This is a genomic window from Arthrobacter sp. Y3221048 (assembly GCF_059092685.1).
Genome location: NZ_JBNHHX010000001.1, coordinates 691,315 through 716,000, shown reverse-complemented (window position 1 = coordinate 716,000; position 24,686 = coordinate 691,315). Strand labels below are relative to the sequence as shown.

The following is a 24,686-nucleotide window of genomic DNA, read 5'->3' as shown; positions in this document are numbered from 1 at the left end:
GAGGCGGGCCGAGACGAATCCCCTGGTGAAGATGACGGTGGCCATGGGCAGCAGAACCAGCCCGGATTGGAGGACGGTCAGTCCGAGTCCGTACCCGGTGGTGGGGGCGGTTTGGACGAACTGGGGCAGGAAGGCCTGGAGCCCGTAGAGGACGACGCCGAGCAGCGCAGCGGAAGCACTGGTCGTCCACATGGTGTTCCCGCGCACCATTTTCAGATCGAGCATGGGACCTTTGGACCTGCGTTCCACCAGTACCCATGCCAGGATCCCGCACACTGCCAAGACGAGCAGTATCAGGATTGGGGCGGAAGTTGCCTCCAGCTGCGGGCCTGGCCGGTGACGAGCAAGAGGCTGGCGAGCCACACCGTGAACAGGGCAACGGATCCGGCACTGAGCGGGACAGGGGAACGGGGTGAAGGCGGCAACGCGGTGACGACCAGAATCATGATCATCGGTCCCCAGAATAACCAGCGGAATCCCGCGGTCTCTACGACAATGCCGGAGAGGACGCCGCCGAGGCCGGCGCATCCTGCACCGATTCCGGCGACCGCGCCGACGGCCTGGTTCAACCGCCGGCCGTCGAGGTGGTCGCGCAGGATGCCGAAGGCCAGAGGGAACGCGCCCCCGCCGATGCCTTGGATGAGGCGTCCGACGATCATCGTCATGATGTTTTCCGCCAGGGCGGGCAGGGCGGGCTGACAATGGACTAGAGAACTGCGAACGTGCCGCCCGCGGCGGCCAGTACGGCGATGGTGGCGCTCGAGTTACCCCTGACAGCCCAGCGGCGCCTTCTCACAAGTTTTCCTCTCCGCAGGCCGCCTACGAGAGCATTTCCGGCAGGCAGCCGCCGTTGAAGGCACCTCTAAAAGCAACTCCGGAAGCTGACTTACCGAAATAGCTGAATCATTACCCCAACGATCGCCACGGCGGGCGCCACAGCACGATCGGCGTGATGGGCCTGGTCAACTACGAGAACACCGCGGTGTACCTTCGGCTGGTGGAGGGCTTCCCCCATCGGATTCCCGTGGGGACGGCGATGGCCGGGCGCTCTCAGCCCGCCGGCGCGAGGCAGCCGTCTGCGAGGCCTTCACGGCCGGCCTTGTCGGTCTTGGTGGGTACTACTACATACGGAGCCGCACCCAGTGCTGCCACCTGTAGGGGCTCATTTCCAGGAGGGCAATCAATGAAGATGATGTCGTAGTTCTCGGCGATCGGGGCGAGCGACCGAGCGAGGGCCAGCTTCGCTTTGCTCCCGTCTTTGCTTCCCTGCGAAATTAGCCCAGCTGCCGCTGGGTCGAGTTCAGCGCCTCCGAGAATCACGTCGAGGTCGGGCCTTACGTCCATCTATGGCCTCAGGACTGTCCCGAACAAGAGGCTTTGAGCAAGTGCGCTGCCGTCGTCGTCCAGTTCGCCGTGCCTGTAGCCAATATCGAGGCCAGTTTCCCTGCGGGTCCATGTCTACGAGGAGGAGCTTCCACCCGGAGGTGGCCAGTACAGCGTCGATGTTTGCAGTCAGCGTCTTCTTCAAGACGCCTCCCTTGCCCGCCATGTGGCGGGTTTTTCCCGCCGCCCGACGGCTCCCGCCGGAACCGTATGGGCATCATACTGGTGTGACCGGTGCCACTTGAGGCCCCGGATGTAACCTAAGGGAGATCTAATGACAAAGACGTTACCCTCATTGTCGGCCTCCGCGGCGGAGGTCGGCCCACCGCCGCCGTTCGACCCGGAAGTGGCCGCCGCCCTGTCGCTTCTTTATCAGTTCCTGCCCCCGGATGGCGTCACCCACGAGGCCATCCCTACGCTGCGGCAGGGTGTGCCGGGGATGGAGCCGCCCTCGAACGAGGACCTGGCCCGAGGTGGGGCCTTCGAGGTTCAAGAACGGCTGGTGCCCGGGCCGGAGGGCTCCCCGAGGTTCCCTTGCTGATCTGTCGCCCTACCAAGTCCAGCACGCCTTTAGCGACCGTCTACACCATCCACAGTGGCGGCATGGTGATGGGCGACGCCCGAACAAATCTCCCGGAGGTTTTGGAATGGGCTCAGGAGCTGAATCTGCTCGTGGTGTCGGTGGACTACCGCCTGGCCCCGGAGACTCCGCACCCGGGTCCAGTCGAGGACTGCTACGCCGGGCTGGTGTGGCTGGCCGGGCAAGGCGAGGAACTGGGAGTGGACCCGTGGCGGATCAACAGCGAGCTTGCTTTGGCACCGCTTGCTGACGCCATCGAAGATGGTCAACCTCGCGAATGAGCTGAATTATGCGCGTTCGAAGTCGGCCACCATCAGGTATGGGCCGGCATTATAGGGAGGGCCACAGAGTCGTTGCTTCCATCGTCCATCGGCTCCAGTCCACGGACTCGCCGCTGGTTTGATGGACGGTTTACGACGACGGGTGGGATAGGCGCTGGTCGATTGCCAAGACGGGTCGCTGCGGCACAGGCTCGGCGGCGTCGGACGCAGCCGCTTGGGCAACTACGGTCGTAAGCGGGATATAGATCGCTGCGAGCCCTGATTTTGGCGTCGCAGTCGCCGCCACTCAGAATATGTCCCGCAAAGCCTCAAGCGAGGGGAGACGGGTGTCTCGGGCCGCCGTGGTGACAGAGGTGAAGACGGCGCATCTGCCGCGCTCGCAGTCGAGTTGCCAATGGCACGGAAGAGGCTGATCAGGCCGTTCGTGGACGCAGCCTGGGTGATGGGCACGGCATCCACGATCAGTGTGGGCATGGCGGCGTAGGCAACGGCTGTGCGCTGGCCGGATTCAAGGTCGTTTGTGGCCCCTACGGGGCCTTCAGGGGGACGGGCACGAGTTCCCGGAGTTCTCCCAGGGTGCAGCCGAAGGCTTCGCGGACGGTCACTTCGTCGGTCCGGTGAGGAAAACGGCCTTGTCGGTGTAGACGCGGGTCACGCAGCCCACACCGGTCAGAGGGTAGGTGCAGCTTCGACGATTTGGAGGCACCTTCGCGGATGAGCAGGGTCATCATCACGAACACGTCCTTGGCACAGGTGGCGAGGTCCATGGCACCGCCGACGGCGGGAATCGCCCCGGGTGCCACGGTGTGCCAGTTCGCGAGGTTACCGGTGATTGAGACTTGGAACGCGCCTAGGACGCAGATGTCCAGGTGCGCGCCGCGCATCATCGCGAACGAGTGCACCTGGTGGAAGTAGGGCAACTCGAAACGAGCCCTGCGGTCTTTCTGCTGAGCCGCCTCCCGAAGCTTGCCAACCCCAGGGCTTTTCCCTGGATCGTTGTGTCTAACCAGCCGTCATTGTCATTGTCGACCCTGACCTTCTCCATATTTAGGAAGGTTCCGGCTCGAGATTTTGCTTCTGAGCCGGAACCTTCCTCATAGCTAGACTGCTAGACCTCGATATCGGCTCGTGAAGACTGGGCCGGGTTGAGCTTCTTGGCATTATCGGCATTACGGTCGATCAGATAGAAGATCAAGCCGCTGCCAACCAACATTATGGCCACGATGATGAACGGGATGGTGTCGCTTCCGGTCAGATCCATCAAACTGCCTGTGATGTAGGGGCCGAGGAACCCGCCTGTGTTGCCCACAGCGCCGATCAAGGCGAATGCGACGGCCAGTGCCGTCGCGGAAAACAGCTTCGGCACCATGCTGTATGTCACTGTGGAGATGACGAACGCACCGACCGCCGTCAAAGACAAGGCGGCCATGCTCACAAACGGGGAACCAGCGTTGATGGTGGCCAGGGCGCCGCCTGCCGCTGTGAGTGCCATGATTAGAGCGTGCAATCCGGGCTTGGCGCGTTTGGCGACCGAGCGGACGACGAAGAACATGACAATAACCGCAAATACTGACGGAATCGATGTGAGCAAGGCGATTTGAAGCGGGCTGTAGCTAACGCCAAACTCGTCGTCGAAGCCACCGATGATCTTGGGCAGGAAGAAGGTGAGGGTGTATGCCGTGTACGCGAGTGGGAGGTATCCCAGGGCCATGAGCCAGACCTTGCTGCTTCGCCACCCGGCACTCGTCTCGCTGCGGCGCGCGGGGGCATTCTGGGCGTCCCGAGTCAAATCCGAATCGATAGTCAGCTTCTCCTCGGTGGTGAGCCAGTGTGCCTTCGCCGGGCTGTCGGTGAGATAGAGGAAGGTGACGACTCCAAGAAGAATGGGGATGATTCCAGTCACAAGGAGCATGAACCGCCAGCCTGAGAAATTCCATCCAAGCGCGTTTCCCCATTCGATGAGCAGGGTCACCAGCGGTCCGCCCAAGATTCCGGAAGTTATCCCCATCACCAAAAAAATTCCAAACGCGATCACTCGGCGTCGGGCGGGCAACCAGTACGTCAGATAGAGGAGTACGCCCGGGGCCAGGCCTGCTTCTGCGATTCCCAACAGCACACGCGCAATGTTGAGGAACACATCGTTTGTGACGAAGGCGGTCAGAGCCTGAACGATTCCCCAGGAGACAATGATTCGGGTCAGCCACGCCCGGGCGCCGAATCGTTGAAGTGCGATGTTGCTGGGGACCTCAAAGATGATGTATCCGAGAAAGAATATTCCGGAGGCGAGGCCGAAGGCTGCGGCTGTCAGTCCGAGTTCATCGTTCATGCCGTTCGGGCCGGCGAAGGCCAGTGCCGACCGGTCGACGTAAGCAACGAAATATAAGGTACAGACGAGTGGCATCAGACGCCACATCACCTTCTTATAAAGATCCTTTTGGGCACGGGTTTCCGTACTCAGGGTTGTCTCTGACATTCTCTTCTCGCTTTCTTCGCTACTCCGTCGTAGCGCTCTGAGGGATCAGGCTGGAACGGTTGACGTCAACGATGAAGTGGTGTGTCCGTGACGGGTGTCGGCGTGATCACAAAAACTACTGCTCTTATCCGTACTGCGCGGACTGATTCCAGTCCGCGGCGCCATCCTAGGAGGGGTCAGGCCGGCTACGGGAGTGTTTCCGGCAGTCGCCCGCTGTTGGAGGCACCACGAAGAACAACTCCAGAAGCTGAGCTGCCGAAACAGCTGAATCATTAACCGGCCGATATGGCGAATCCGAGGCTATTAGCCGGATAATGCTTCGATCACTAGGCCGCTGAGGCGTTCTTCTCATCACTTGAGTGGGAAGTCCTTTCACACCGCGAGTTCGAGCTCACCCCGCGGCCCAGGCCGTCGTGCTTGGCCCATGCTTTGGTTCTACAGCCACGGCTGTCGCCACAGCACAATCGGAATGGTGAGCCCGATCAACTACGAGAACACCGCGGCTCCCAACCGGGAGGCCGCCTAGGGTAGCCCTTCCCCGATCCGGAAGGAACACAAAACCCCTTCGCACCAAAGCGGCGAACCCCCGGATCGGGAGGGGGTTCGCCGTTTTGCGGGCAGACTTGAGGTAGGTCGCGGTTCGGGCGGACTTGCTCGACTAGATGTTCAGGCCGTAGGCACGGTGTGCGGTGCCCGCGAACAACTGGCGCTTCTCGTCCGGACTGGCATCGGAGACCATGCGCTTGAACGTGTTCAACAGGACGGGATACGAGCACATGAGGCCGTCGACCGGGTAGTTCGTCTCGAACATGCACCGGTCGGCTCCGAAGGTCTCGATGCACCAGCGCACCTCGTTGCGCCAGTAGTCGGCCAGCTGCGCTGAGGTGGGCGCGACGTCGGGGTCTCCGGTGACGTCGACTCTCTCCACAAAATCCGATAACCCGAGACCGCCGAGCTTGACGAACACGTTCGGGCGTTTTTGGAGTTCGCTCATGTTGCGCCTCCAGACGGCCAGGGTCGCGTCGCGCTTCATTCCGTAGGGTCCCAGCTTGACGGGTCCGCCGAGGTGATCCACGATGATCCGCGTCTCGGGGAAGGCATCCGCCAGGGCTGCGACCTCCGGCAGCTGCGGGTGGTAGACCCAGGCATCGAACGACAGATCGCGGCGGGCCAGCTCCGCGAAGCCGGCCTGGAAGTAGGGCCTCAGGAGCAGCCCTTCCTCGGGGTCGGTCAGGTAGGTGGTGACCTCCGGCGAGGGGTCCCACACGCTGGACTGGCGGATGCCCACGAACCGCCCTTCGCTCGCCTCGAGCAGACGATCGAGGCCCTCGCCGGCGGCGGTGCCGTGCCGGAGGTTGAAATCGCCTACCATCCCACGGATAACAGTTCCGCCACGGCGCTCGCTCTCACGGGCGATTTCCGTGACGTAAGTCACCTCATCGAGGCTGGACAGGCTGGTCGCACCGCGCGCCTCCATCCAGATCGAGTTCGTGACCCGGTGGCCCGACGCCGTGTCCTTAAGGAAGTCGTCCAGCGAGTAGTCCCTAATCCACCAGTGCTGACCCTCCGGGAAGAAGTGGTGGTGGGCATCCGTGATCTCAAGCTCAGGCTCGATGATCGCTTCCTCGACCATGCCATGGGTTAGTTTCGTCAATGACTTCGCCTCCAGTGTCCATAGAAATTTTGGTGTTAGTGGCAGCACACGCCTGGATCGGCCCCAAGTGTAAGGGGACGCGAGTTTCACCGACATCCGTGTGACCGGCACCACATCCTTGTCTAACGCTCGCTACGCTGCCACACGCTTGTCCGCGAGTCAAGGCTTCCTTGCGGCGTCAGTCAGGCCGGAGACTTGTCCGAGAAGCGAGAAACTGGCCGACGCGCCGAGCCGATTCCGAGTTCACCCATCCGGGCCGGTCAGGTCCTCACCCTTGGCGCGAGCGGCGTTGACCAGTCCACGCACTGCGGAACGCCCGGCCTCTGTCGGGGTCACCGTTTTCTTCGCTGCTCCTCTTAGGCGAGCCCACCCCCGCGCTATTCCGGTCATCCTCGGCCGGCCTTCCTGGCGCAAATTAGGACCAAGACCGTGCAGAAGCAGGCGGATGACGCCGATCCTGTCGCGATCGGGGTTCCGCCGGGCGCCGGACAGGTTGGTCGCCGAGAATTTAAACGCCCATTCAGGGATTGACATAGCGTTCGTTAACCGGCATCGTTCTCGACGTTGCAGGAGGATTACTCCTGCTCCTACTGCCGCAACGTCGCAGCAGCGTACACCACGGAGGAGACAATCATGGGTCGACTGGATAACAAGGTCGCAATCATTACCGGAGCAGCGGGCGGCATGGGTGCCGAGCACGCGCGCCTGTTCGTCGAGGAGGGCGCGAAGGTCGCCATCACCACCGACATGAACATCCAGGGCGGCGAGGCCCTGGCCGCTGAGCTGGGCGGGAGCACCCTGTTCCTCAAGCACGACGTCTCGGACCCGGAGTCCTGGACGTCGGTCGTGGCAGAGGCCACCGAGAAGCTCGGGCCCATCACCGTGCTGGTCAACAACGCCGGGCTGTCGGGCCCGGCCGCCCAGACGCTCGACCTGAGCGTAGAGGACTTCGACCGCATCGTCGCCGTCGACCAACGTGGCACCTTCCTTGGAATGCAGGCGGTACTTCCGGGCATGATCGAGGCCGGCGGCGGTTCGATCGTCAACATCGGCTCGGCGGCAGCGTTCGCGCACCTGCCCTGGACGACGAACATGGGCTACACGGGTGCCAAGTTTGCCGTGCGTGGCATGACCAAGGCTACCGCCATCGAGTACGCCGCCAAGGGCGTGCGCGTTAACTCGGTGCACCCAGGGGCGATCATGACGCCGATGGCGGAGGTGTACGACAAGGCCGTGCTTGACGAGTTCGCCTCAACCGTGCCAATCCGCCGGTTCGGCGAGCCGCGCGAGGTCTCCTACGCGGTGCTATACCTGGCCTCGGACGAGTCGAGCTACGTCACCGGCACCGAGCTCGTCGTTGACGGCGGCCGCCTGGCCGAGTAACTCGCCGCGGGCATGGAATGCCCCCTGACCACGTTCTGAAAGAAAATCAATTCTCTGATCTCAAACTCGGTCGCGCGCCTTTTGTCCGACTGAAGTGGCCAGGACAGAGGCGGTCCGCCGAGTGCCCCGATGGCCCGCCTCTTCCGTAGCAGTCGCAGGCTGATCAAGCCGACCAAACGCTTCCCGGCAACCTTGCCCCGCTGAAGGCGTTCGAGGCCCATGAGGCTCGTTGGACGTCGCTAGCGGGCGAGGTGTGCCGGCGGCGGCAGAGAGCAGGTCGGCGAAGGTCAGGAACCGTCAGCACTGGAACTTGCTGGCAGCTGCAGGCGCTCCTGCGCCCGATATTTAAACCTCACAAGGTGTAGTCTCCACGGACGTTAGGTACGGCGGCGTGGCTAGGTGACAAAAAGAAGACCTCCGGGTGAGGTCAAGCTTGTATAGAGTTCACTTCTCACCGGAGGTCCTCATGTCCCACCCTAACGTTTTCCTCGCCGATGACAGCGCATATGTGGTTGATAGGCCACGAAGGATGACGCACACGAACTCACCACTCACTCGTCTTTTTCGAGAGCCTCGACCCTGAGCGGCTTGCGGAGAATGGCCGGTAGGCAGTGGGATGCAGGGCGGGAGTGCGCCGAAGTGATGCACTAATGCCTCGTGTTTGCTACGTCCTTCAGTCGCGCTTGTGGGGTCCCGTCGCGAGGGCCGGACCCCACAAGTCAGCGGCTCAGCCTGTCATCACTGGTCGTAGCGTGCTACCAGGCGCCCTGAGACGCCTCCCTTGGCCAGGCGATCCAGGCCATCAGGGATGTCGTTGAAGCCAACGTTCGCAGACACGATTTCCAGCTGCCCGGAGTCAATCATCTGCAGCACGTTCTTCAGGTGCTCGGGGTTTCCGACCGGGGTGGACCCCTGAAGGGTGATGGCTCTGGTGATGAAGCCGAAGGACTCGAATTCGAAGTTGGTCTTCCCCAGCCCCACCAGGACGACCTTGCCGCCGTCCTTGACGGCATCGAAGGCGCCGACGGTGGTGGTGCCAAAGCCGGCGGAGTCGACCACGACATCCAGGCCTTCGCCCTTCAGTTCGCTGATGTCCTTGACCACGCGGGACACGCCGCGCTCCTTGGCGGCCTTCCAAACCTCTTCACGCGGCTCGATGCCGATCACTTCGGCACCCTTGATGACGGCGATCCTGGCGCCGGTTAGCCCGAGGCCGCCCAGCCCGATGATGCCCACCCGCATCCCCTTCTCGACACCGCCGTGGACAACCACGCCGCTGTAGGAGGTGACCCCCGCATCGGTCGCTGCGGCCGCCTGGGACCACTCCACGCTGGCGGGCTTGTGCACCAGGCTTTCGACCTTTCCGATGACGTATTCACCGAAGCCGCCATCACGGGTGACGCCGGGAGCGTCCGAAGCAACCACTCCCTGGGCGACTTCGTCACCCACCTTAAACCCGGTGACGCCTTCACCGACTTCCTCAACGACGCCGGCCACTTCGTGTCCCAGCACGATGGGCAGGTCGACAATGATGGGGATTTCGCCTTGCACGTATCCGACATCACTGTGACATATGCCGGCGGCAGTGACCTTGATAAGCACCTCACCTGGTCCGGGTGAGGGCTTGTCCAGGTCCTGAAGCTTTAGATCCTGGTTGATCCCTTCCATAACCCATGCCTGCATGGTTCCTCCTTCAGCATGTGTACGCACGCTATTTATATGCGTATGCATCGACTTTAGGCTTCCTTCATGTTGTACCGCAACTTTGACCCCTATCCTGCACGTCCCAAGCAGAACCGCGTCCGCGTCGGGTTTTACGGCACCGACGAGATCGGTTTCCCCGTCAGCCGCGCCGATATCGCTGCCTTCACCGTCGCCCAGGTCGACGACGGCACCTACCGCCGGCGCGTCCTCCGCCTGAGCAGCAGCAAGGAACCCGTTATCACAGCAAGAAGCCCGGACCGATGACGGTCCGGGCTTCGTTGTTTCCTGTCAGCCGCAGTCGCCGCCGCCGCCTCCGGCATCTCCTCCGTAGGCAGTGGCTCCGAAAGCTCCCGTGCTGGCGGCATCCGTGTTCACGGGAGCCCGGGCACTCTTTACTGGTCGACGGTCAGCGCGGGCACCCAAAACCACCCAGGCAATACACGCCGCACAAAGGATTGCAATGATGATTGCGAATTCCATGCCTGCCTCCTGTCGTTGAGCTCAGGGTATGGACGAAATGAGTTGCGGGCAACAGTTCCGCGTTTTTCTTTGTCCGGTGATGGTTACCGAAAGCTCCGCACATATGGACATCAGCACAGGCGCCAACGCCGCCCAGCGGCGGGGCCGAGCAGCTAACCCAACTTTTGCGCCGCCCCGCAAATACTCGTCCCCCGATGGTCGGTAAGGGATGGCCTGGACCCTCGTCTAGTCGGCACGAGGGAGGTGGATTCGTCTCATCTCGTGGGCGAGGTGCGGGTTTTGCTGGTCCAGATGGTCAATCACATTCTGCACCACGTCCGGTTGCTTGTTCTGGCTGAGTTTGGCCCGCGCGTCGAAGCGTTCTACGCGCATCCGCAGTCCGACGGTACCCTTCGCCGCGCGACGGGTTCCCTGTTCGTCTTCGCTCAGATGCCTGCCGCCCGGGTGGTGCTGCTCAAAGTGCTCGGTGAGACGCGTAAGCATTTCGTAGTTCTCGTCGTCGCTGAGAATTACCGGGATGCCATAAAGATGTGCAGTGAGGTGGTTCCAGGTGGGTACGAGATCGCCGGCCGCGTACCAACTGGGGGAAACGTAATCGTGCGGACCTTGGATGATGACAAGAATTTCGTGCCTGCCAAGTTCGTGCAGGGTGTCGTCCGGGCGGCCGAAGTGGCTGACGATTGAGATTTCTTCGCGGTCTTCCTCGAGCAGCACCGGGTAGTGGGAAGCGATCAGTCCGTTGCTTGTCGCGGAAACAAAGGTGGCCCAAGGGTGCCTCCGGATGAGGCGCTTGACTTCGCTGGGATCCGTCATGAGGTAACTGGGTGTGTGGCGCATCAGGGAATTTCCTTTCGGTTGAGGTGATGGAGCGGGCGCCGGAGACGGCTTCGAGGGAGATGTTCGCCCGGAGCGAGTGCGATGCCGGCAGCGAGGGCTATTCGCGGCGGCGACGCGATGACGGCGAACGACCCGGCCACATTCTGCCCGGCGAGCGCGACCAGCGGGTTCGCGCCGAGGCCGGTGGCCGCCGTCGTCGTCGCGGTGGAAAACATTGCAGCGGCACCCGTGTTCGAACCGGTGAGGTACCCGCCAAGGGCTCCCAGCGCCGGGATGGCGGCGACGAAACCGTAACCGCCCTGCGCGGCACTGGTGGCCAGATGCTCGGCCATGCCCGTCGCGGCCATAAAGACCCCCGGACAATGAACACGATCGCGCTCCCCGCAGCGCGGGCCTGCGAGGCGCCACTGGTCCCGGACGGCACGCCGGGGCCAGGCGATATCCCCCACGGTCCTGCCGGCGAACTGCTGACAGCGAAGTCGGTGGCTGCCAAGGTCCGAAACCGGATCGAACGCGAAAAGTTGACATGTCAACTATTCGCACTAGAGTAGATGCATATGCATGTACTGCATGTACTCGTCCTGGACCTGCATCGGTTCGCACTCCCGAGGGCAGCTGTGACAAGCGTCCGTCGCATGTTTGCAGCGCCTCGCTGAACCGGTGAGGCCAGGTGACGGGGACTATCTGTAAGGAGGAAATCGTGGTTGACAGTTCGACTCGGCACAGCGGCTCCATCGGGACAGTATCCCAAAAGGGCATCCCCGACGAGGTAGACGTAGCAATTGTCGGTTCCGGCGGGGCTGGCCTGATGGCGGCGCTCACCGCTGCCAGGGAGGGCGCAAGGGTTCTCGTTCTCGAGTCCCGGGAACTCGTCGGAGGCGCCACCGGCATCTCCGCGGGTGCCGCCTGGATCCCCAACCACGGCTTCTCGACCAAGGACCTCAAGGTCAAGGACAACCTGGACCAGGCCCGGCGCTACATCTACGGCCAGGGTCGGGACAAGGTTCTCGACCACGACCTGGTGGAAAAGTTCCTGGAAGCCGGACCCGACGTCGCCCGCTTCATCGAAGAGCACACCTCCTTCGGGTGGATCCCGACCATCTGGCCGGACTACCGCTCCGACATCGACGGCGCGTCCGTCGGCCGGGCGCTCTTCCCCGGCCCCTACTCCCCCGAGGGACTGGGAGAGGCCGCAAAGTACGTGCGGCCGGCCCTCACGACGGGCATGGCCAAGAACCCGCTCCCGTTCTGGTTGCTGGGCGGCATCGGCATCGACGACGTCTGGCTCGCCGGACCGGCACTGGTCGGCGCCCTGCTCGAGGGCAGCCTGCGCAACGGCGTCGACGTACGTGTTGAGGCGCCCGCAGTCCGGCTCGTGACGGACGAGTCAGGCGTGCAGGGAATTGTCGTGCGAGCCGATGGTCAAGAGCACACGGTGCGCGCCACCAAGGGAGTCCTGCTGGCCAGCGGCGGGTTTGAAAGCTCCGACGAGGTCACCACCACCTACCTCGACGCGCCCTTCGGCGTGCAGGTCTCACCGCAGGGCCACGACGGCATCGCGGTGCAGTTGGCCAACGAGGTGGGCGCCGACCTGACCGGGATGGAAGACGCCTGGTGGATGCCGGGGGTCCAGCTGCCCGGTGAAGAGCTGGAAGGCCAGCCGCTCAGCCGGGTGTTCCTGGGTGAGCGGGCACTGCCGCACAGCATCATGGTGAACAGCAAGGGTGAGCGCTTCGCGAACGAGGCGCTGGCCTACGACCAGTTCGGGCAGATCATGCGCGAGGTCGACCCGGAGACGGGCACCATGCCTAACGCCACCGCATGGCTGATCTTCGACCAGAATTACTGGGAGAAGTTCGGGATCTTCGGCATAACCCCGGGCGGAGAAGTGCCCGAGTACCTCCAGCGCGCCAATACCCTCTCGGAACTGGCGGCCAAGATCGGCGTCGACGAGGTGGGACTGCTCCGCACCGTCGACCGCTTCAACCCCGAGGCCGCACGGGGACGCGATCCGCAGTTCAACCGCGGTGACACGATGTTCGACCGCTACTTCGGTGCCTACTATCCGCGGCTGGGCAAGAACTCGCCGGACGCGCGCTTCCCCGCCGCCACCGCAAAGGCCAGGGTGCTCATCGCCAAGGCCGTCGGTCCGATTGGGAGCAAGCTCGCCGGCCGGGTGGCAAAGAGGAACGACCCCGAACGCCTCCGTTCCGTGGTGGTCAAGCCCCTGGCGAAGATCATACGGCCGGTGCTGAAGAGCCCGAAGTCGAGCGTGCTGGGGCCCGTCGACACGGCCCCCTTCTACGCGCTCAAGGTCGAGGCCAGCGCACTCGGCACCGTCGGCGGCCCGAAGACCGATGCACTCGGGCGCGCGCTTAACACCGAGGGCAAGGTCATCAAGGGCCTGTACGCCGCCGGCAACGCGGGCGGAGCCCCAACAAAGGGGTTCTACGGAGGCGCCGGCGGGACGATCTCGCTCGGACTGGTGTTCGGCTACGTGGCGGGACGCGAAGCAGCCCGACGGCAGGATAACGCCTGAGCATTTCGTTGGCGACCTCGACCGACGAAACGGCGGTCGAGGTCGCGCCGCACAGCGCTGATCCTTCCCCGCGAACGTAAGGAATCCCGCGATGGCACGGTTGTTCGACAACCCCATGGCGCGCATCATTTTGCTGGTGGTGCTCCTGCTGCTGTTCGGAGCACCCAAACTGCCCGGCATGGCCCGCAGTTTGGGACAGTCGATGCGCATCTTCAAGTCCGAGGTCAAGGAGCTGGCGGCTGACGATCCTGAGGCCCCTGAACCTGGCCGCGAAGGCACCGGCCTCGATCCGGAAGCCAGCCCGGGGGCGAAGGGCGCATCCTGAGACGGGACGGAGCATAGCCCCGCCTTCCGTCACTGAACGAAACCAATTCGCAGGGACGTCGGACTAAGGTCCGGCGTCCCTCCGTCTTCAAGGGGGCGTGATTTGGGGGATCCTAATCTGTACCCCATCTTCAATCTGTGCCGCATCTTCCGAGGAAGCTCATGCACCTCGTTGCAGCAGCCCGCCTGTGCCCAGTATGCTCTGAGCTGACGTGATCGACGTCGCAATCAGTTCCCCTCTTAACCGTGACCGCCACATTGTTGGCGGCGTTCCCGTTCGGCTCTTCGCGCAGGCACCCCCGAACGGTGAGAAATCGAGAAATCACCGCGGTGGCAGGTGCTCTGCAAGCCCGCGCGAGGCAGCCGGAGCGGCATGCCATCACCCCATAGTTTCGCGGAGGAAACTATGCGCACGTCCATATTTTTGAAGCGTTCTTCAATCCCCGTAGCTCTGCTGCTGTCCATGTCCTTGCTGCCAGGTTCGACCGCTGCCGCCTCGCCGGCGCCCCTGGTCACGGCGCCTGCGGAACAGGACCAACCCGGCGATCGGCATTGGATCAGAGCCGAGGAGCTGCCCCCGCCGGTCAACGAAGGGGACCCCGAAGCACCCGACTTCGAACGGCAGCCCACGGTGGTCGATCGGCCCGCCGGGGTGATGCCGGAGGTTCCGGAGGGCTTTGAGGTGGAGGAATTCGCCAGCGGCTTCAACCAGCCCCGCGTCATGCGCCTCGCCCCCAACGGCGACGTCTTCTTGTCCGAGAGCGGCGCCGGGCGCGTCCTGGTCTTCGCCGCCGACGCCGATGGAGAACTCTCGACCGAGCCCGAAGTCTTTGCCGAAGGCCTTGATCGGCCCTTCGGCATCGCGTTCTACCCCCAGGAGAACCCGGAGTATGTCTACGTGGCCGCGGCAGACCAGGTCGTGCGCTACCCCTACAGTGAGGGCGACCGCGTGGCCGCCGGGCCGGCCGAGGCGATCATCTCGGACATCCCCACCGAGCGGCACTGGACGCGGGATCTGGCCGTGGCCCCGGATGGGGAGCACCTCTTCGTCTCGATCGGCTCGGCCTCCAATGTCGCCGGTGACATGCCGGAGAAGACCGCCGAGGAAATCCAGGACTGGGAAGCCACCCACGGACGGGGCGCTGCCTGGGCCGATGAGGAGGACCGGGCCGTAGTCCGCGTCTTCGACCCGGAGGGCGAGAACGTCCGGAACTACGCCACCGGGCTGCGTAACTGCTCAGGCATGACCATCCAACCGGCCACCGACGAACTGTGGTGCACGGGCAACGAACGCGACCATCTCGGCGCCGACGTCCCGCCCGACTTTCTGACCACCGTGCAGGAGGACGGGTTCTATGGCTGGCCGTGGTTCTACACCGGCGGCTTCGAGGATCCCGCCCACGCCGGTGAGCGCCCGGACCTGCAGGACGAGGTCATCGCGCCCGAGGTATTGATCCAGGCCCATTCCTCCACCCTGCAAGTCCAGTTCTACGACGCCGAAGCGTTCCCGCGCGAGTACCACGGTGATGCCTTCGCCACGCTGCGCGGGTCCTGGAACCGTGAACACCGGACCGGGTACAAAGTGGTCCGGGCCGTCATGGTCAACGGCGAGGCGACCGGGGAGTACGTGGACTTCATGACCGGGTTCGCGCTGGATGAAGAACGGGTTTTCGGCCGCCCCACCGGCATCACGATCACCCAAGACGGCGACATGCTGGTCAGCGAAGACGCCAACGGAACGATCTACCGGGTCGCAGCGGAACCGGAGAAATGCGACCATCATGGGCACTGCAAGCACAAGCACTAACTCAGCACACCGCCCCGAGCAGCGACGAGGCCCGACTGAGCGCGCGCTCAGCGTAAGCCTCGAACCGCCTGGTGGGCTCTGACCAACAGTTTGAAACCGTCTGCGGACCCGCATCACGCGGGTCCGCAGACGGTTAACCACCACATCGGCCTGGCTTGTATCCAATCCTGACTTCCCGGTACAGAAGCACCGGAAACCCTCGCGGCCTGAAACTCTGACAGCGCCCCCGATAGCCTTCCACGGGCAGCCGCTGGCGTGGGGACGAACCAATGGGGGGACCGGCCCATTCGCCGCCCTTGGGTGTGGTGTCCCTCTTCACGGGGCTCCTTGTGAAGCCTGGCTCAAGCGGAGCGCACCGTTGCCCTGCCGCGTGCATTCCCGCCAGCCCGACTGGGCGCCGGGGTTGTGATGCCAACCCGCGCCTGTGGGAAAGTAGCCGCAGGAGACCCCTCCAGGGGCAAACGCTTCCATGAAGAGATGGTCCGCTGTTTTCCTTCGCGGTAGTGAGGGAACAAAAGAAAGGGCAGTCGATGACGTTAAGCCAGAGATTGGTTTTTGAGCACGAGACCCTGGGGCAGCGAGTGCTGTTCGGTGCCGGAAGGGCGGCCCAATTCCTTTCCGAGGAAGTTCAGCGGCGCGAGGCGGGGCGGGTGATGGTGATCGCCAGTGACCGGGAGCGGGAGCGCAACGGAGCAGTGCTTGAGGGTCTCGATGCCGCTTTTGTCTTTGGCGATGTTGCGCAGCATGTTCCGGTTGAGACGGCCGAGGAAGCCCGGCGGCACGCTGCTGAACACGGGATTGATCTGCTGGTGAGTCTTGGCGGCGGGTCGGCGACCGGGTTGGCCAAGGCCGTGGCCCTGACCTCGGGATTACCGATCGTGGCGGTTCCCACCACCTATGCCGGTTCGGAGGCCACGAATGTCTGGGGCCTGACCGAGAACGGGCGTAAGACCACCGGGGTGGACAGGCGCGTACTGCCCGAAACGGTGGTTTACGACGCGCGCTTAATGCTGTCGCTCCCGCGGGAACTGAGCATTGCCAGCGGGCTCAATGCCCTGGCCCACTGCATTGACTCGCTGTGGGCACCCCGGGCCGACCCGATTAACGCCGCACTGGCAACAGAGGGCATCCGCGCGCTGGCCCGGGGCTTGCCGACGGTCAAGGCGGCCCCGCAGGAACTCCCCGGGCGTGAGGGCACCCTGTACGGGGCGTACTTGGCCGCGGTGGCGTTCGCCAGCGCCGGCTCGGGGATGCACCACAAGATCTGCCATGTGCTCGGCGGACGGTTCGGACTCCCGCACGCCCAGATGCACGCCGTCGTGTTACCGCACGTACTGGCATTCAATGCCGGAGCCGCCAGTGGCGCTGCGGAGAGGATTGCCGCCGCGTTCGGGGCCGGGTCCGCGGCGGAGGGCCTGGAAGACCTGCGGTCAACGGTCGACGCCCCGCAGGCCTTGAAGGATTACGGGCTGAAGGAATCCGACCTTGAGGAGGCGGTGGAACTGATCCTGCCGTACATCCCGGAATCCAATCCACGGCCGGTCAACGCGGGCAATCTGCTGCCGTTGCTGCATGCGGCTTGGGCCGGAGAAGAACCGGTCTCCTAGTGTCCCAACGGTCTCTTCGTCGTCGACTTCCGCCGGGTCCTACCAAAGGTTCAGGGAAGAGGGGCGGACCGTAGCCCGCCCCCTCGGTTCCCGTCAGGAGAGCCGATTCAGCCAATCCCTGGTGGCGGCGAGGTCGGCGTGCTCTATGCCGTGTCCGCCCGGACGCAGGACCTGCTCCGCGTCGGCGCCCTGCCGTTCCAGCGCCGCCATGAGGTCCTTGACGCTGGCCATCGGGGCCATGGGATCGTTATCACCGTTCAGGACCAAAATCCGGCTGCCGGAGAGGTCCTCGGGGCTTTGGCGGTCTCCGAGCGGGTACATGCCCGACAGTGCAACCACCCGGTCGAGGGCCTGCGGGTGCAGCAGCGCAGTGGCCAGGGCGATGTTGGCCCCGTTGGAGAAGCCCACCGCCACGATTCGGCGGCCACCCAGTTCGTAGTGTTCCCGGGCAGCCGCAATAAAGGCTGCCAGGTCCCCGGCGCGGGCGGTCACGTCGTCGATATCGAAGATTCCTTCCGCGCGGCGGCGGAACCAACGGAGCATGCCGTGTTCCTGGACCTGTCCGCGGGGAGCCAGTACGCCGGCGTCAGGATCGATTTCCGAGGCCAGTTTCGAAATTTCGTGTTCGTTGCCGCCGGTGCCGTGGAGCATCAGCAGCACCGGCGAGCCGGGGTTGCCCGGGTGGTAGAGGTGCTGCCAGCCGGTGAGTGTGGCGGTGCCCATCCCCTGCTCCTTACTTCCCGGCCAGGGCCGGGTTGTTTCCTGCCGGCAACTGGATCTTGGCCACTGACTGTTCGATGGCTTCGCGGCCGGGCTCAAGCCACGGCGGCATCTTCAGGGAGCGGCCCAGTTCAAGCAGCGGTTCGTCGATGTCGAAGCCCGGAGTGTCCGTGGCGATCTCGTAGAGCACTCCCCCGGGTTCGCGGAAATAGATGGAAGTGAAGTACTGGCGGTCCAGGATCGCGGTGACCTGGAAGCCGCGTTCGGCCAGGTCCTGCCGCCACTTTTCCTGGGTTTCGGTGTCCGGGACCCGGAAGGCGATGTGGTGCACGGTGCCGCCGGCGGTCAGACCGCGCGGCGCGGACGGGTCCGCGATGACGTCGACGATGTTCCCGGGGCCGCCCTCGCCTGCCGCCAGGCGGGTGCGGTTGCCCATCTCGCCGACAAGGCGAAGGCCCAAATCGTTGGTCAGCACGTCTACGGTTTTCGCGGAATCCTTGACCGTCAGCACCGAGGAGTGCTGGCCCCGCACGGCGTATTCGGCGGGCACGGAAGCCGAGTCCCACGGGTTGCGCGGATCAATGGTGGACGAAGCGATCAGGTCCAGCCGCAGGCCGTCAGGATCGCGCAGCGACAGGCGCTCCTCGTCGGAGGAGACCCGCGTGATCGCGGATTCCACGCCCAGACCCTTGAAGTGGTCCTGCCACCATCCCAGAGACCCTTCGGGCACGGAGAACGCGGTCGACGTGGACTGTCCCGCACCGATCCGGCCGGCAGGCACTCCGCCCCAGGGGAAGAAGGTCATGAGCGTGCCGGGGCGGCCGGCTTCGTCCCCGTAGTACAGGTGGTAGGTGGAAGGGTCATCGAAGTTGACGGTCTTCTTCACCAGCCGCAGGCCGAGGCCTTGGATGTAAAAGTCGATGTTGGCCTGCGGGTCACCGGCAATCGCGGTGACGTGGTGCAGACCCGAAGTGTTGGCGGTCATGGAACCCTCTTTGCTTAATACGGATCCGTCCGGAATACTCCCGGGCAGCTGTTGTATATGCAAACACATCTATCAGCGGGAATATTCCACCGTCGAATAGGTCGTCCGACTAAAGGCGGCCTCCCGGCCAGTGCGACCATGGATGGGCATCCTCTGCAGGGGGTCGTCGGCTCAGCCTTCGTCGCAGAGCAGGTGGTACCAGCTGTCCGCGAGGACCCCGAGCGCCCGGTCACGGTTTGGTTTGGATTTGCGGCTCGTCCAGAGGGTGGAGACGTAGTTGAGCTGGGTGAACGCGAGCGTTCCGCGGACGTGGCGCGTCTCCTCCGGAAAGCGGCCGGCCTGCTGCATGCCGCGGATGAGGTCGGAGACTACTTCCTCACGCCAGTCCATGACCAGGGCCCGCACTTCGCGGTCGACGGCGGCGGCCTCGTCGAGGACGTCCAAGTAGGGGCGGAAGACGGGCCAGAGTGCCGCGCGCGACTCGAGCCAGTCGCGGATGCTCGCGAGCTCGCCCGCGCGGACCACGTCCACGAGCTCGGGGGCCGTCGACGCGTCATCCGGTCCGCCGGCGCGTTCAAGGACCGCATTGACCCGGGCCATGAAGTCCCTCATTAGATCGCTCCGCGAGGGGTAGTACGCGTAGAAAGTCACCCTGGTAGTGCCGGCAGCGGCGGCGATATCGTCGATCGTCGTCCCGGCGTAACCCTTGTCGATAAAGAGTTCGAGCGCCCGTTCGACGATCCGGTCGCGGGTCAGCTGCTTCTGGGCTTCTCGCAGCGACGGCATGAGGCAGTCCTATCCGTGATGCAGGCACGCCCAGCCGGTAGAACGGCACCCCTGCTGCCGCCGGAACCCTGACGTGCGGTCAGGAGTAACACCTGCTCACAGCTTTACCGGTGTAGCCGGTTGCAGCGCCGAGGGTCCCGTGTTGGCGAGCCGCCGCAGTTTGGGAATGGGGATGCGGTAGTTGATCGCCGCCGCGGTCCCGGGGCCGCCGTCCGCGTTCTCCCAGCGCAGCAGCATCGAGTCGGTCTCGCCGCCCGGCTCCAGGTAGTCGGGCGCCCCGGTCACGGGCGTGAAGCCGATCGCCTTGAGGGACAGCCCGAAACCTTCGGTCCAGAAGTACGGTTGGAAGTCGAGCTCTGGCGCCGCGTCGCCTTTCAGCAGGCCGGCAGCCGCGACCTTGGCCTGGTCGATGGCACTGGTCCATAACGGCACGCGCCCTACGCCGCGGCCGGTCGGGAAGAACGCCACGTCACCGGCGGCAACAACGTCCGGACGGACCCGGCCGCGTGAATCCACGCGCAGCGCCCCATCGACGAGGAGACCCGAACCGGCCAGCCAGTCGATGTTGGGCTCGTCGCCGATGGCCGTGACGACGAGGTCCGCCTCAAGCTGGATGCCGTCGGACAGGGCAACCCGCGTCCCCGAGCCGGAGTCAACGAGTCGCGCCCTGCTGCCGCTGACGAACCGCAGTCCGCGCCGGGCGGCGGCAGACGTGAAGATCCCGGAGAGGTGGTCGCCGAGTTGGCGCGAGAGGGGCTTCACATCGGAGACCAGCGTGACCGTGCAGCCGACGTGCAGACAGCCCGAGGCGACCTCCATGCCCAGCGGTCCGCCGCCGACCACGATCACCGAGGGGCGGCCCGCGACCCGCTGTTTGAGCGCCACCGCGTCCTCGATCGTGCGCAGGGTGAGCTCCCGGGGAGCGCCCTCGGGCGGCGGACCCCCGGCGAGCCGCTTGGCCCGTGAACCGGAGGCGATGACCAAACCGTCGTACGGCAGCTCCCCGCCGCCGTCGGTGCGGACGATTTTGGCTTCCGGGTCGATGCCTGCCGCGCTGACACCGAGAAGTTCGGTCGCTTCGTGGGTTGGCTCGGGCAGTTCGTGGGCTTGCAGCCCGCCGTCGCCATGCAGCAGCGCCTTCGACAGGGCCGGACGGCTGTACGGGTGGTGCGGCTCGGCGCCGACGACGGTCAACTCGCCGTCGAACCCGTGCGAGCGCAGCGAGTCGCAGGCGGTGAGTCCGGCGATGCCGTTGCCGACGACGACGATCCGCCGCATGGTCATTTTTCCGCCAGCCGCAGCGCGGCGACCGGGCACACCCGTACCGCGGCTTTCGCAGCGGCCAGCTCCGCCCCGTCGACCACGGGGACGTCGATCACCAATTCGCCGTCGTCGTCCAAATGCATGAGCTTCGGTGCGGCTTCCTCGCAGAGTCCGTGCCCTTCGCAGCGGGGGCGGTCAAGTTCGATCCTCACACCGCCACCACCTTCACGACGTCGAGCCGTTCGTGGCTGCGGGTGATGTTGCTGGGCACCCGGATCTCGTCCCCGATTTTCAACACCTTGACCCGGCGGGCCAGGGCCTCGATGACCGCGTGGGCCTCAAGCTTCGCCAGGCCCTGGCCCGCGCACCCGTGCGGCCCGTAGCCGAAGGCGAGATGGTCCACCGGGTTGCGCGTGACGTCGAAGACGTCGGGATTCTCATAGTGCCGCGGGTCGCGGTTGCCGGCACCGAACGGGATGCCCACCTGGGCTCCTGCCGGAACGGTTGCTCCATCGATTTCGACGTCGCGGGTCGCGGTCCGGCCCCAGATGTGGATCGGGGGCCAGTAGCGCAGCACCTCGGCGAACGCTGCGGGCACCAGCTCCGGGTTCTGGCGGACGAGCTCAAGCTGCTCAGGATGGCGGCCGAAGAGTGCGACGATGTTCCCGATTGAGGCGATCGTGGTGTCGACGCCGGCGCCCAGGTACTGGTGGATGATATGCCCGGCGGCTCCTGCCGGGATGTCGCCGCGGGTCTCGGCGTCGAAGATGCCGCGACCGATCGACCCCGGTACGAGGTCCTCGGCGGTGACGGAGGAGCACCAGCCGTAGAGCTCGCCCGGCGATCGGGAAACTCTCCTGGGTGCGGTGGTTCATCGGTCCCAGGACCTGCATCGCGGCCTGCCCCCAGCGCAGCATGTTGTCCTTCACATGGCCGCTAAAGCCGATGAGGTCGGCGACGATTTCGAGCGGGAAGGCGCGTGCCAGGGAGTCGATGGCTTCGAAGCTGCCGCTGGCGACGAGCTCGGCGACGAGCTTGTCCGCTTTCTCGTCGATGGTGACCTTCAGTCCGCGCAGAGCGCGCGGCGTGAGGTTCTCCGACAGGGTCGCGCGCAGCTGGGTGTGCGTTGGCGGGTCGGAGGCCAGCGAGGTGCCCTGCAATGCCTCGTTCACCATCGGGTTGAAGCCAAGGCTGGTGGATGAGAACGCCTCCGGGTCGGCGAGGACGTCGCGAATGATGTCGTAGCGGGTCAGGACGTAGAGGTCATTTTTCGGGAGGTGGACGACCCCGGCCTGCTCGCGCAGGGCGGCGTAGGTGCTGTACGGGTCGACGAGGATGTCGTCATCCCAGATGTCGATGTCTGCTTGGATCGGTGCGGTCACGGTGTGCTCCTTTGATCGTCCTGGGTGCGGGTTCGGAAGCGGACGATGCGACGCCCATAGCTTCGGAGAGCCGTGCCTCGGCAGTGAGGCGTGGAACACAGTCTGCCCGGAGGCTTTACAGCGTGTCAAGTGAAACTATGGTGTGCATCACGAAGAACACGGTGTAACTCCGAGGGAGCCACTGCTGCGGAGTTGATAGCACTGGCTAGGAACCGATGACTCTGCGGCACGGTTTCTTGCCCGGATCTTGCACAGCGCCCGAGCACGCGCCGGCTTAGAAACATGGCGCGCTCTTCAGTGCGCCTAGCGCAGTGGCGACCGTGTCTCGGCGAGCGAGCACTCCACAGCTGTCGCAGCGCGCTGCGATCCACCCCCGTCAACCGCGTGAGGTAGAGGCAGGCCTTGCTCGCACGGTGCTTGCCGAGCCCGGCCACTAAATCGGGCCAGCGCTCCGAGAAATCGTTGACGAGGTAGATCGTGTGCTAGGTCGGACCCGGAGCGAAGGCGAGCAGGGGAGCACGGCCCCCGTGCCCGGTCTCGTAGCGGTACTCGTACCCTCCGAAGCCGATGATGCGGCCGGCCCACACGACCGGCTGCTCGCCGCTGATCTCGCTGAGGATCATGAGCAGTTCGTCGGCCTCGGCCCGCCGGGGGCCCGTGGCGCGCTCAAGTACCTCCGCAACCGGCAGGTCGGACGGTGACATTGCGGGCGGCTTCGCTGCCATGGGGGTCTCCTCGCGATCGTGCTTTGGATAGCCCAAGAGTACGATCCCAGGTTCAAGTCCCGGTGCAGGTGCAGTTATTCATCCGTGCCCATGTACTCGACCTGCCTGCCGGAACCGAGGTCGAGGGACAAGAGGAACCAAGGCGGCACCCACACGGAGGGCCGTCTTGGAGCGTTGCGGGCAGCTACATCTGGACGGCGCCGATCTGCTGAAGCATCTTTAGCGTGTCGGTCGATCCCCAGTGCTCGACCACCTTACCGTCCCGGATGCGGACTATGTCGATACCGCTGAACTCCACTGTATTGCCGGTGGGAGCCGTACCCATGAGCTCGCCCTGGTGAGTGCCGGTGAGGACGACACGGGCTGCCTCCAGGTCCCCGTCGACCATCGTAGGCTCGATGGCCTTCACACTGAGGTCGGGGAAGGCCGACCTGAACATGTTGACGTAGAACTTGATGCCGTCCAAGCCGGGCGGCTGCCCGGGCATGGGCTCTTCATGATCCGTGTAGTTTTCGCTGCCCAACTCGTCGATCAGGTCAAAGTTTCCCCTCTCCATGATTTCCCGGTAGAACCGCTCGATCAGCCCTGATCCGCCTGCCATTTCCGATTCCTTCCTCGAAATCCCCCCTTTTTTAATGCTCCCACCGGCGACACTGCGACACGCCGGGAGGATGACTTTCGGATCAGGCGAAGGCCGGGCCGACGGTCCGGGGACTTGATCCTCACCTCCGCAGACCGGCCGCCAGAGTATCGCTGACCTGCACCGGGAGGTTAGACTGCCACCGTCTCCGTGTCGTACTGGATAGGGACGATATGAAGCTGAGCCGGCGCCTGAGATCAGGTCTCGTCATTTCACCGGGCAAGGTTCCCGCCGCCTACGAGCACCTGGAGAAGTTCCAGGCGCTGGCCGAGGAGCACGGCGACCGTGCCACCGGCACCTCCGGGTACGAGGCCGCGGCCCAGTACGTCGAACGCCAACTCGCCAGCGCCGGCTATCGCAGCACGCGCCAGTACTTCACCTTCAAACACCGCGGCGAGCAGATCGAGACCTTCAACATCCTCGCCGAGACCGCATCCGGCAGCGATGAGAACGTGATCATGCTCGGGGCCCACCTCGACGGGGTGCCGGGCTGTCCGGCGATCAATGACAACGGCTCCGGGGTGGCGGCCGTGTTGGAGGCCGCCAAAGCGCTCGGCCGGCAGGAGGGCCTTAGCAACACGGTGCGCTTCGCCTGGTGGGGGGCCGAGGAGTACAAGAAGGAGTACGGGTCCCGGCACTACGTCAAGCACCTGGCCAAGAGCGACAGCGAGGCACTCGACAGGATCGCCGCCTACTTGAACTTCGACATGATCGCCTCGCCCAACCCCATCGTCGGGGTCTACGACGCACGGGACGCCCAGCCCCATCACGACGTGCCCGAAGGTTCGACTCAGATCATGGACGTCTTCACGGACTACTTCGACACCCACGACCAGCCCTGGGTCGCCACGGATTGGGACATGGACTCGGATCAGTTGTCGTTCGTCAAGAAGGGTGTCGCCGTGGGCGGGCTGTACACCGGAGACGACGAGAAGAAAACCACCAAGCAGGCCCGCCTGTTCGGCGGCACCGCGAAGCGGCCCTGCGATCCGAACTATCACCGGCCAGGCGATGACCTCAGTAACGTCGATCTGGAGGCGCTGAGCCTGATGACCGACGCGATCACCCACGCCGCCACCCGCCTGGCCCACGACCACGGCGCCCTCAAGCCAGCAGGGCACCGGTAGAACCCC

Annotated in this window: 26 protein-coding genes and 2 pseudogenes; 9 read left to right on the top strand and 19 right to left on the bottom strand. The window is 64.5% G+C overall.

Features of this window, described 5'->3' with window-relative positions; genetic code table 11:
• Window positions 1-293: 293 nt before the first annotated feature.
• From AC5RVS_RS03365 to AC5RVS_RS03355, 3 genes are all read right to left on the bottom strand, one after another.
• Window positions 294-680, bottom strand: a complete 387-nt coding sequence (locus AC5RVS_RS03365) for an MFS transporter (protein ID WP_494107307.1) — start codon at window positions 678-680, stop codon at window positions 294-296.
• 370 nt (window positions 681-1,050) lie between these two features.
• Entirely contained in the window at window positions 1,051-1,344 is a 294-nt protein-coding gene (locus AC5RVS_RS03360; RefSeq protein WP_494107102.1) for a ParA family protein, read from the bottom strand.
• Entirely contained in the window at window positions 1,301-1,549 is a 249-nt protein-coding gene (locus tag AC5RVS_RS03355) for a ParA family protein (RefSeq protein WP_494107101.1), read from the bottom strand. The genes AC5RVS_RS03360 and AC5RVS_RS03355 overlap by 44 nt, the downstream gene beginning before the upstream one ends.
• A 108-nt stretch (window positions 1,550-1,657) precedes the next feature.
• Here AC5RVS_RS03355 and AC5RVS_RS03350 point away from each other — a divergent pair, with 108 nt between their 5' ends.
• Together AC5RVS_RS03350 and AC5RVS_RS03345 are read left to right on the top strand one after the other, a co-directional pair.
• Window positions 1,658-1,924: a hypothetical protein gene (locus AC5RVS_RS03350; RefSeq protein WP_494107100.1), complete on the top strand. Its 267-nt coding sequence runs from the start codon at window positions 1,658-1,660 to the stop codon at window positions 1,922-1,924.
• Window positions 1,918-2,244, top strand: a complete 327-nt coding sequence (locus AC5RVS_RS03345; RefSeq protein ID WP_494107099.1) for an alpha/beta hydrolase — start codon at window positions 1,918-1,920, stop codon at window positions 2,242-2,244. The genes AC5RVS_RS03350 and AC5RVS_RS03345 overlap by 7 nt, the downstream gene beginning before the upstream one ends.
• Window positions 2,245-2,771: 527 nt before the next feature.
• Here AC5RVS_RS03345 and AC5RVS_RS03340 read toward each other — a convergent pair.
• The 4 genes and pseudogenes from AC5RVS_RS03340 to AC5RVS_RS03325 form a co-directional block, all read right to left on the bottom strand.
• A pseudogene (locus tag AC5RVS_RS03340) lies at window positions 2,772-3,167 on the bottom strand (CoA-transferase); the annotation flags it as partial.
• 185 nt (window positions 3,168-3,352) lie between these two features.
• Window positions 3,353-4,717 carry an MFS transporter gene (locus AC5RVS_RS03335; protein ID WP_494107098.1) on the bottom strand — a complete coding sequence of 455 codons (1,365 nt, stop codon included), beginning with the start codon at window positions 4,715-4,717 and terminating at the stop codon, window positions 3,353-3,355.
• A gap of 658 nt (window positions 4,718-5,375) precedes the next feature.
• Window positions 5,376-6,371 carry an amidohydrolase family protein gene (locus AC5RVS_RS03330; RefSeq protein ID WP_494107097.1) on the bottom strand — a complete coding sequence of 332 codons (996 nt, stop codon included), beginning with the start codon at window positions 6,369-6,371 and terminating at the stop codon, window positions 5,376-5,378.
• A 246-nt stretch (window positions 6,372-6,617) separates the two neighbouring features.
• Window positions 6,618-6,761: pseudogene (locus tag AC5RVS_RS03325) on the bottom strand (IS256 family transposase); the annotation flags it as partial.
• A 243-nt stretch (window positions 6,762-7,004) separates the two neighbouring features.
• Between AC5RVS_RS03325 and AC5RVS_RS03320 the strand changes: the two are divergent.
• Window positions 7,005-7,754 carry an SDR family NAD(P)-dependent oxidoreductase gene (locus tag AC5RVS_RS03320; RefSeq protein ID WP_494107096.1) on the top strand — a complete coding sequence of 250 codons (750 nt, stop codon included), beginning with the start codon at window positions 7,005-7,007 and terminating at the stop codon, window positions 7,752-7,754.
• Window positions 7,755-8,492: 738 nt separating this feature from the next.
• On the opposite strand, the gene AC5RVS_RS03315 is transcribed toward AC5RVS_RS03320, so the two are convergent.
• Entirely contained in the window at window positions 8,493-9,437 is a 945-nt protein-coding gene (locus AC5RVS_RS03315) for an alcohol dehydrogenase catalytic domain-containing protein (RefSeq protein WP_494107095.1), read from the bottom strand.
• A 66-nt stretch (window positions 9,438-9,503) separates the two neighbouring features.
• On the opposite strand from AC5RVS_RS03315, the gene AC5RVS_RS03310 reads away from it, so the two are divergent.
• Window positions 9,504-9,722 (top strand): hypothetical protein, encoded by a 219-nt coding sequence (locus AC5RVS_RS03310; protein WP_494107094.1) that lies wholly within the window; start codon window positions 9,504-9,506, stop codon window positions 9,720-9,722.
• 441 nt (window positions 9,723-10,163) lie between these two features.
• Here the strand turns inward: AC5RVS_RS03310 and AC5RVS_RS03305 are convergent, their stop codons facing one another.
• Together AC5RVS_RS03305 and AC5RVS_RS03300 are read right to left on the bottom strand one after the other, a co-directional pair.
• On the bottom strand, window positions 10,164-10,775 hold the full coding sequence (locus tag AC5RVS_RS03305; RefSeq protein WP_494107093.1) for an FMN-binding negative transcriptional regulator: 612 nt from the start codon (window positions 10,773-10,775) through the stop codon (window positions 10,164-10,166).
• The gene (locus tag AC5RVS_RS03300) at window positions 10,775-11,122 is read right to left on the bottom strand and encodes an L-lactate permease (RefSeq protein WP_494107092.1); all 348 of its coding nucleotides are present in this window, start codon (window positions 11,120-11,122) and stop codon (window positions 10,775-10,777) included. Before AC5RVS_RS03300 ends, AC5RVS_RS03305 begins: the two co-directional genes overlap by 1 nt.
• A 353-nt stretch (window positions 11,123-11,475) precedes the next feature.
• Here AC5RVS_RS03300 and AC5RVS_RS03295 point away from each other — a divergent pair, with 353 nt between their 5' ends.
• The 4 genes from AC5RVS_RS03295 to AC5RVS_RS03280 all read left to right on the top strand — a co-directional run bounded on the left by AC5RVS_RS03295 (window position 11,476) and on the right by AC5RVS_RS03280 (window position 17,052).
• On the top strand, window positions 11,476-13,314 hold the full coding sequence (locus AC5RVS_RS03295) for an FAD-dependent oxidoreductase (protein ID WP_494107091.1): 1,839 nt from the start codon (window positions 11,476-11,478) through the stop codon (window positions 13,312-13,314).
• Between the two features lie 91 nt (window positions 13,315-13,405).
• Complete coding sequence (tatA, locus tag AC5RVS_RS03290) at window positions 13,406-13,639, top strand: Sec-independent protein translocase subunit TatA (RefSeq protein WP_494107090.1); 234 nt, start codon at window positions 13,406-13,408, stop codon at window positions 13,637-13,639.
• Window positions 13,640-14,101: 462 nt separating this feature from the next.
• On the top strand, window positions 14,102-15,445 hold the full coding sequence (locus AC5RVS_RS03285; protein WP_494107089.1) for a PQQ-dependent sugar dehydrogenase: 1,344 nt from the start codon (window positions 14,102-14,104) through the stop codon (window positions 15,443-15,445).
• Between the two features lie 530 nt (window positions 15,446-15,975).
• Window positions 15,976-17,052, top strand: a complete 1,077-nt coding sequence (locus tag AC5RVS_RS03280) for a maleylacetate reductase (protein WP_494107088.1) — start codon at window positions 15,976-15,978, stop codon at window positions 17,050-17,052.
• A 93-nt stretch (window positions 17,053-17,145) separates the two neighbouring features.
• Here AC5RVS_RS03280 and AC5RVS_RS03275 read toward each other — a convergent pair whose 3' ends face one another.
• From AC5RVS_RS03275 to AC5RVS_RS03235, 9 genes are all read right to left on the bottom strand, one after another.
• Window positions 17,146-17,775 (bottom strand): alpha/beta hydrolase, encoded by a 630-nt coding sequence (locus AC5RVS_RS03275; RefSeq protein WP_494107087.1) that lies wholly within the window; start codon window positions 17,773-17,775, stop codon window positions 17,146-17,148.
• 10 nt (window positions 17,776-17,785) lie between these two features.
• Window positions 17,786-18,757: a ring-cleaving dioxygenase gene (locus AC5RVS_RS03270; RefSeq protein ID WP_494107086.1), complete on the bottom strand. Its 972-nt coding sequence runs from the start codon at window positions 18,755-18,757 to the stop codon at window positions 17,786-17,788.
• A 171-nt stretch (window positions 18,758-18,928) separates the two neighbouring features.
• The gene (locus AC5RVS_RS03265) at window positions 18,929-19,543 is read right to left on the bottom strand and encodes a TetR/AcrR family transcriptional regulator (RefSeq protein WP_494107085.1); all 615 of its coding nucleotides are present in this window, start codon (window positions 19,541-19,543) and stop codon (window positions 18,929-18,931) included.
• 96 nt (window positions 19,544-19,639) lie between these two features.
• On the bottom strand, window positions 19,640-20,827 hold the full coding sequence (locus AC5RVS_RS03260; protein WP_494107084.1) for an NAD(P)/FAD-dependent oxidoreductase: 1,188 nt from the start codon (window positions 20,825-20,827) through the stop codon (window positions 19,640-19,642).
• The gene (locus tag AC5RVS_RS03255) at window positions 20,824-21,018 is read right to left on the bottom strand and encodes a ferredoxin (protein WP_493988318.1); all 195 of its coding nucleotides are present in this window, start codon (window positions 21,016-21,018) and stop codon (window positions 20,824-20,826) included. The genes AC5RVS_RS03260 and AC5RVS_RS03255 overlap by 4 nt, the downstream gene beginning before the upstream one ends.
• The gene (locus AC5RVS_RS03250) at window positions 21,015-21,467 is read right to left on the bottom strand and encodes a cytochrome P450 (RefSeq protein WP_494107306.1); all 453 of its coding nucleotides are present in this window, start codon (window positions 21,465-21,467) and stop codon (window positions 21,015-21,017) included. Before AC5RVS_RS03250 ends, AC5RVS_RS03255 begins: the two co-directional genes overlap by 4 nt.
• Window positions 21,439-22,188: a cytochrome P450 family protein gene (locus AC5RVS_RS03245; RefSeq protein ID WP_494107083.1), complete on the bottom strand. Its 750-nt coding sequence runs from the start codon at window positions 22,186-22,188 to the stop codon at window positions 21,439-21,441. The genes AC5RVS_RS03250 and AC5RVS_RS03245 overlap by 29 nt, the downstream gene beginning before the upstream one ends.
• 482 nt (window positions 22,189-22,670) lie before the next feature.
• The gene (locus tag AC5RVS_RS03240; RefSeq protein ID WP_494107082.1) at window positions 22,671-22,913 is read right to left on the bottom strand and encodes a hypothetical protein; all 243 of its coding nucleotides are present in this window, start codon (window positions 22,911-22,913) and stop codon (window positions 22,671-22,673) included.
• A gap of 184 nt (window positions 22,914-23,097) precedes the next feature.
• On the bottom strand, window positions 23,098-23,514 hold the full coding sequence (locus AC5RVS_RS03235) for an ester cyclase (protein ID WP_494107081.1): 417 nt from the start codon (window positions 23,512-23,514) through the stop codon (window positions 23,098-23,100).
• Between the two features lie 212 nt (window positions 23,515-23,726).
• Here AC5RVS_RS03235 and AC5RVS_RS03230 point away from each other — a divergent pair, with 212 nt between their 5' ends.
• Window positions 23,727-24,680: a M20/M25/M40 family metallo-hydrolase gene (locus AC5RVS_RS03230; protein WP_494107080.1), complete on the top strand. Its 954-nt coding sequence runs from the start codon at window positions 23,727-23,729 to the stop codon at window positions 24,678-24,680.
• Window positions 24,681-24,686 lie beyond the last annotated feature (6 nt).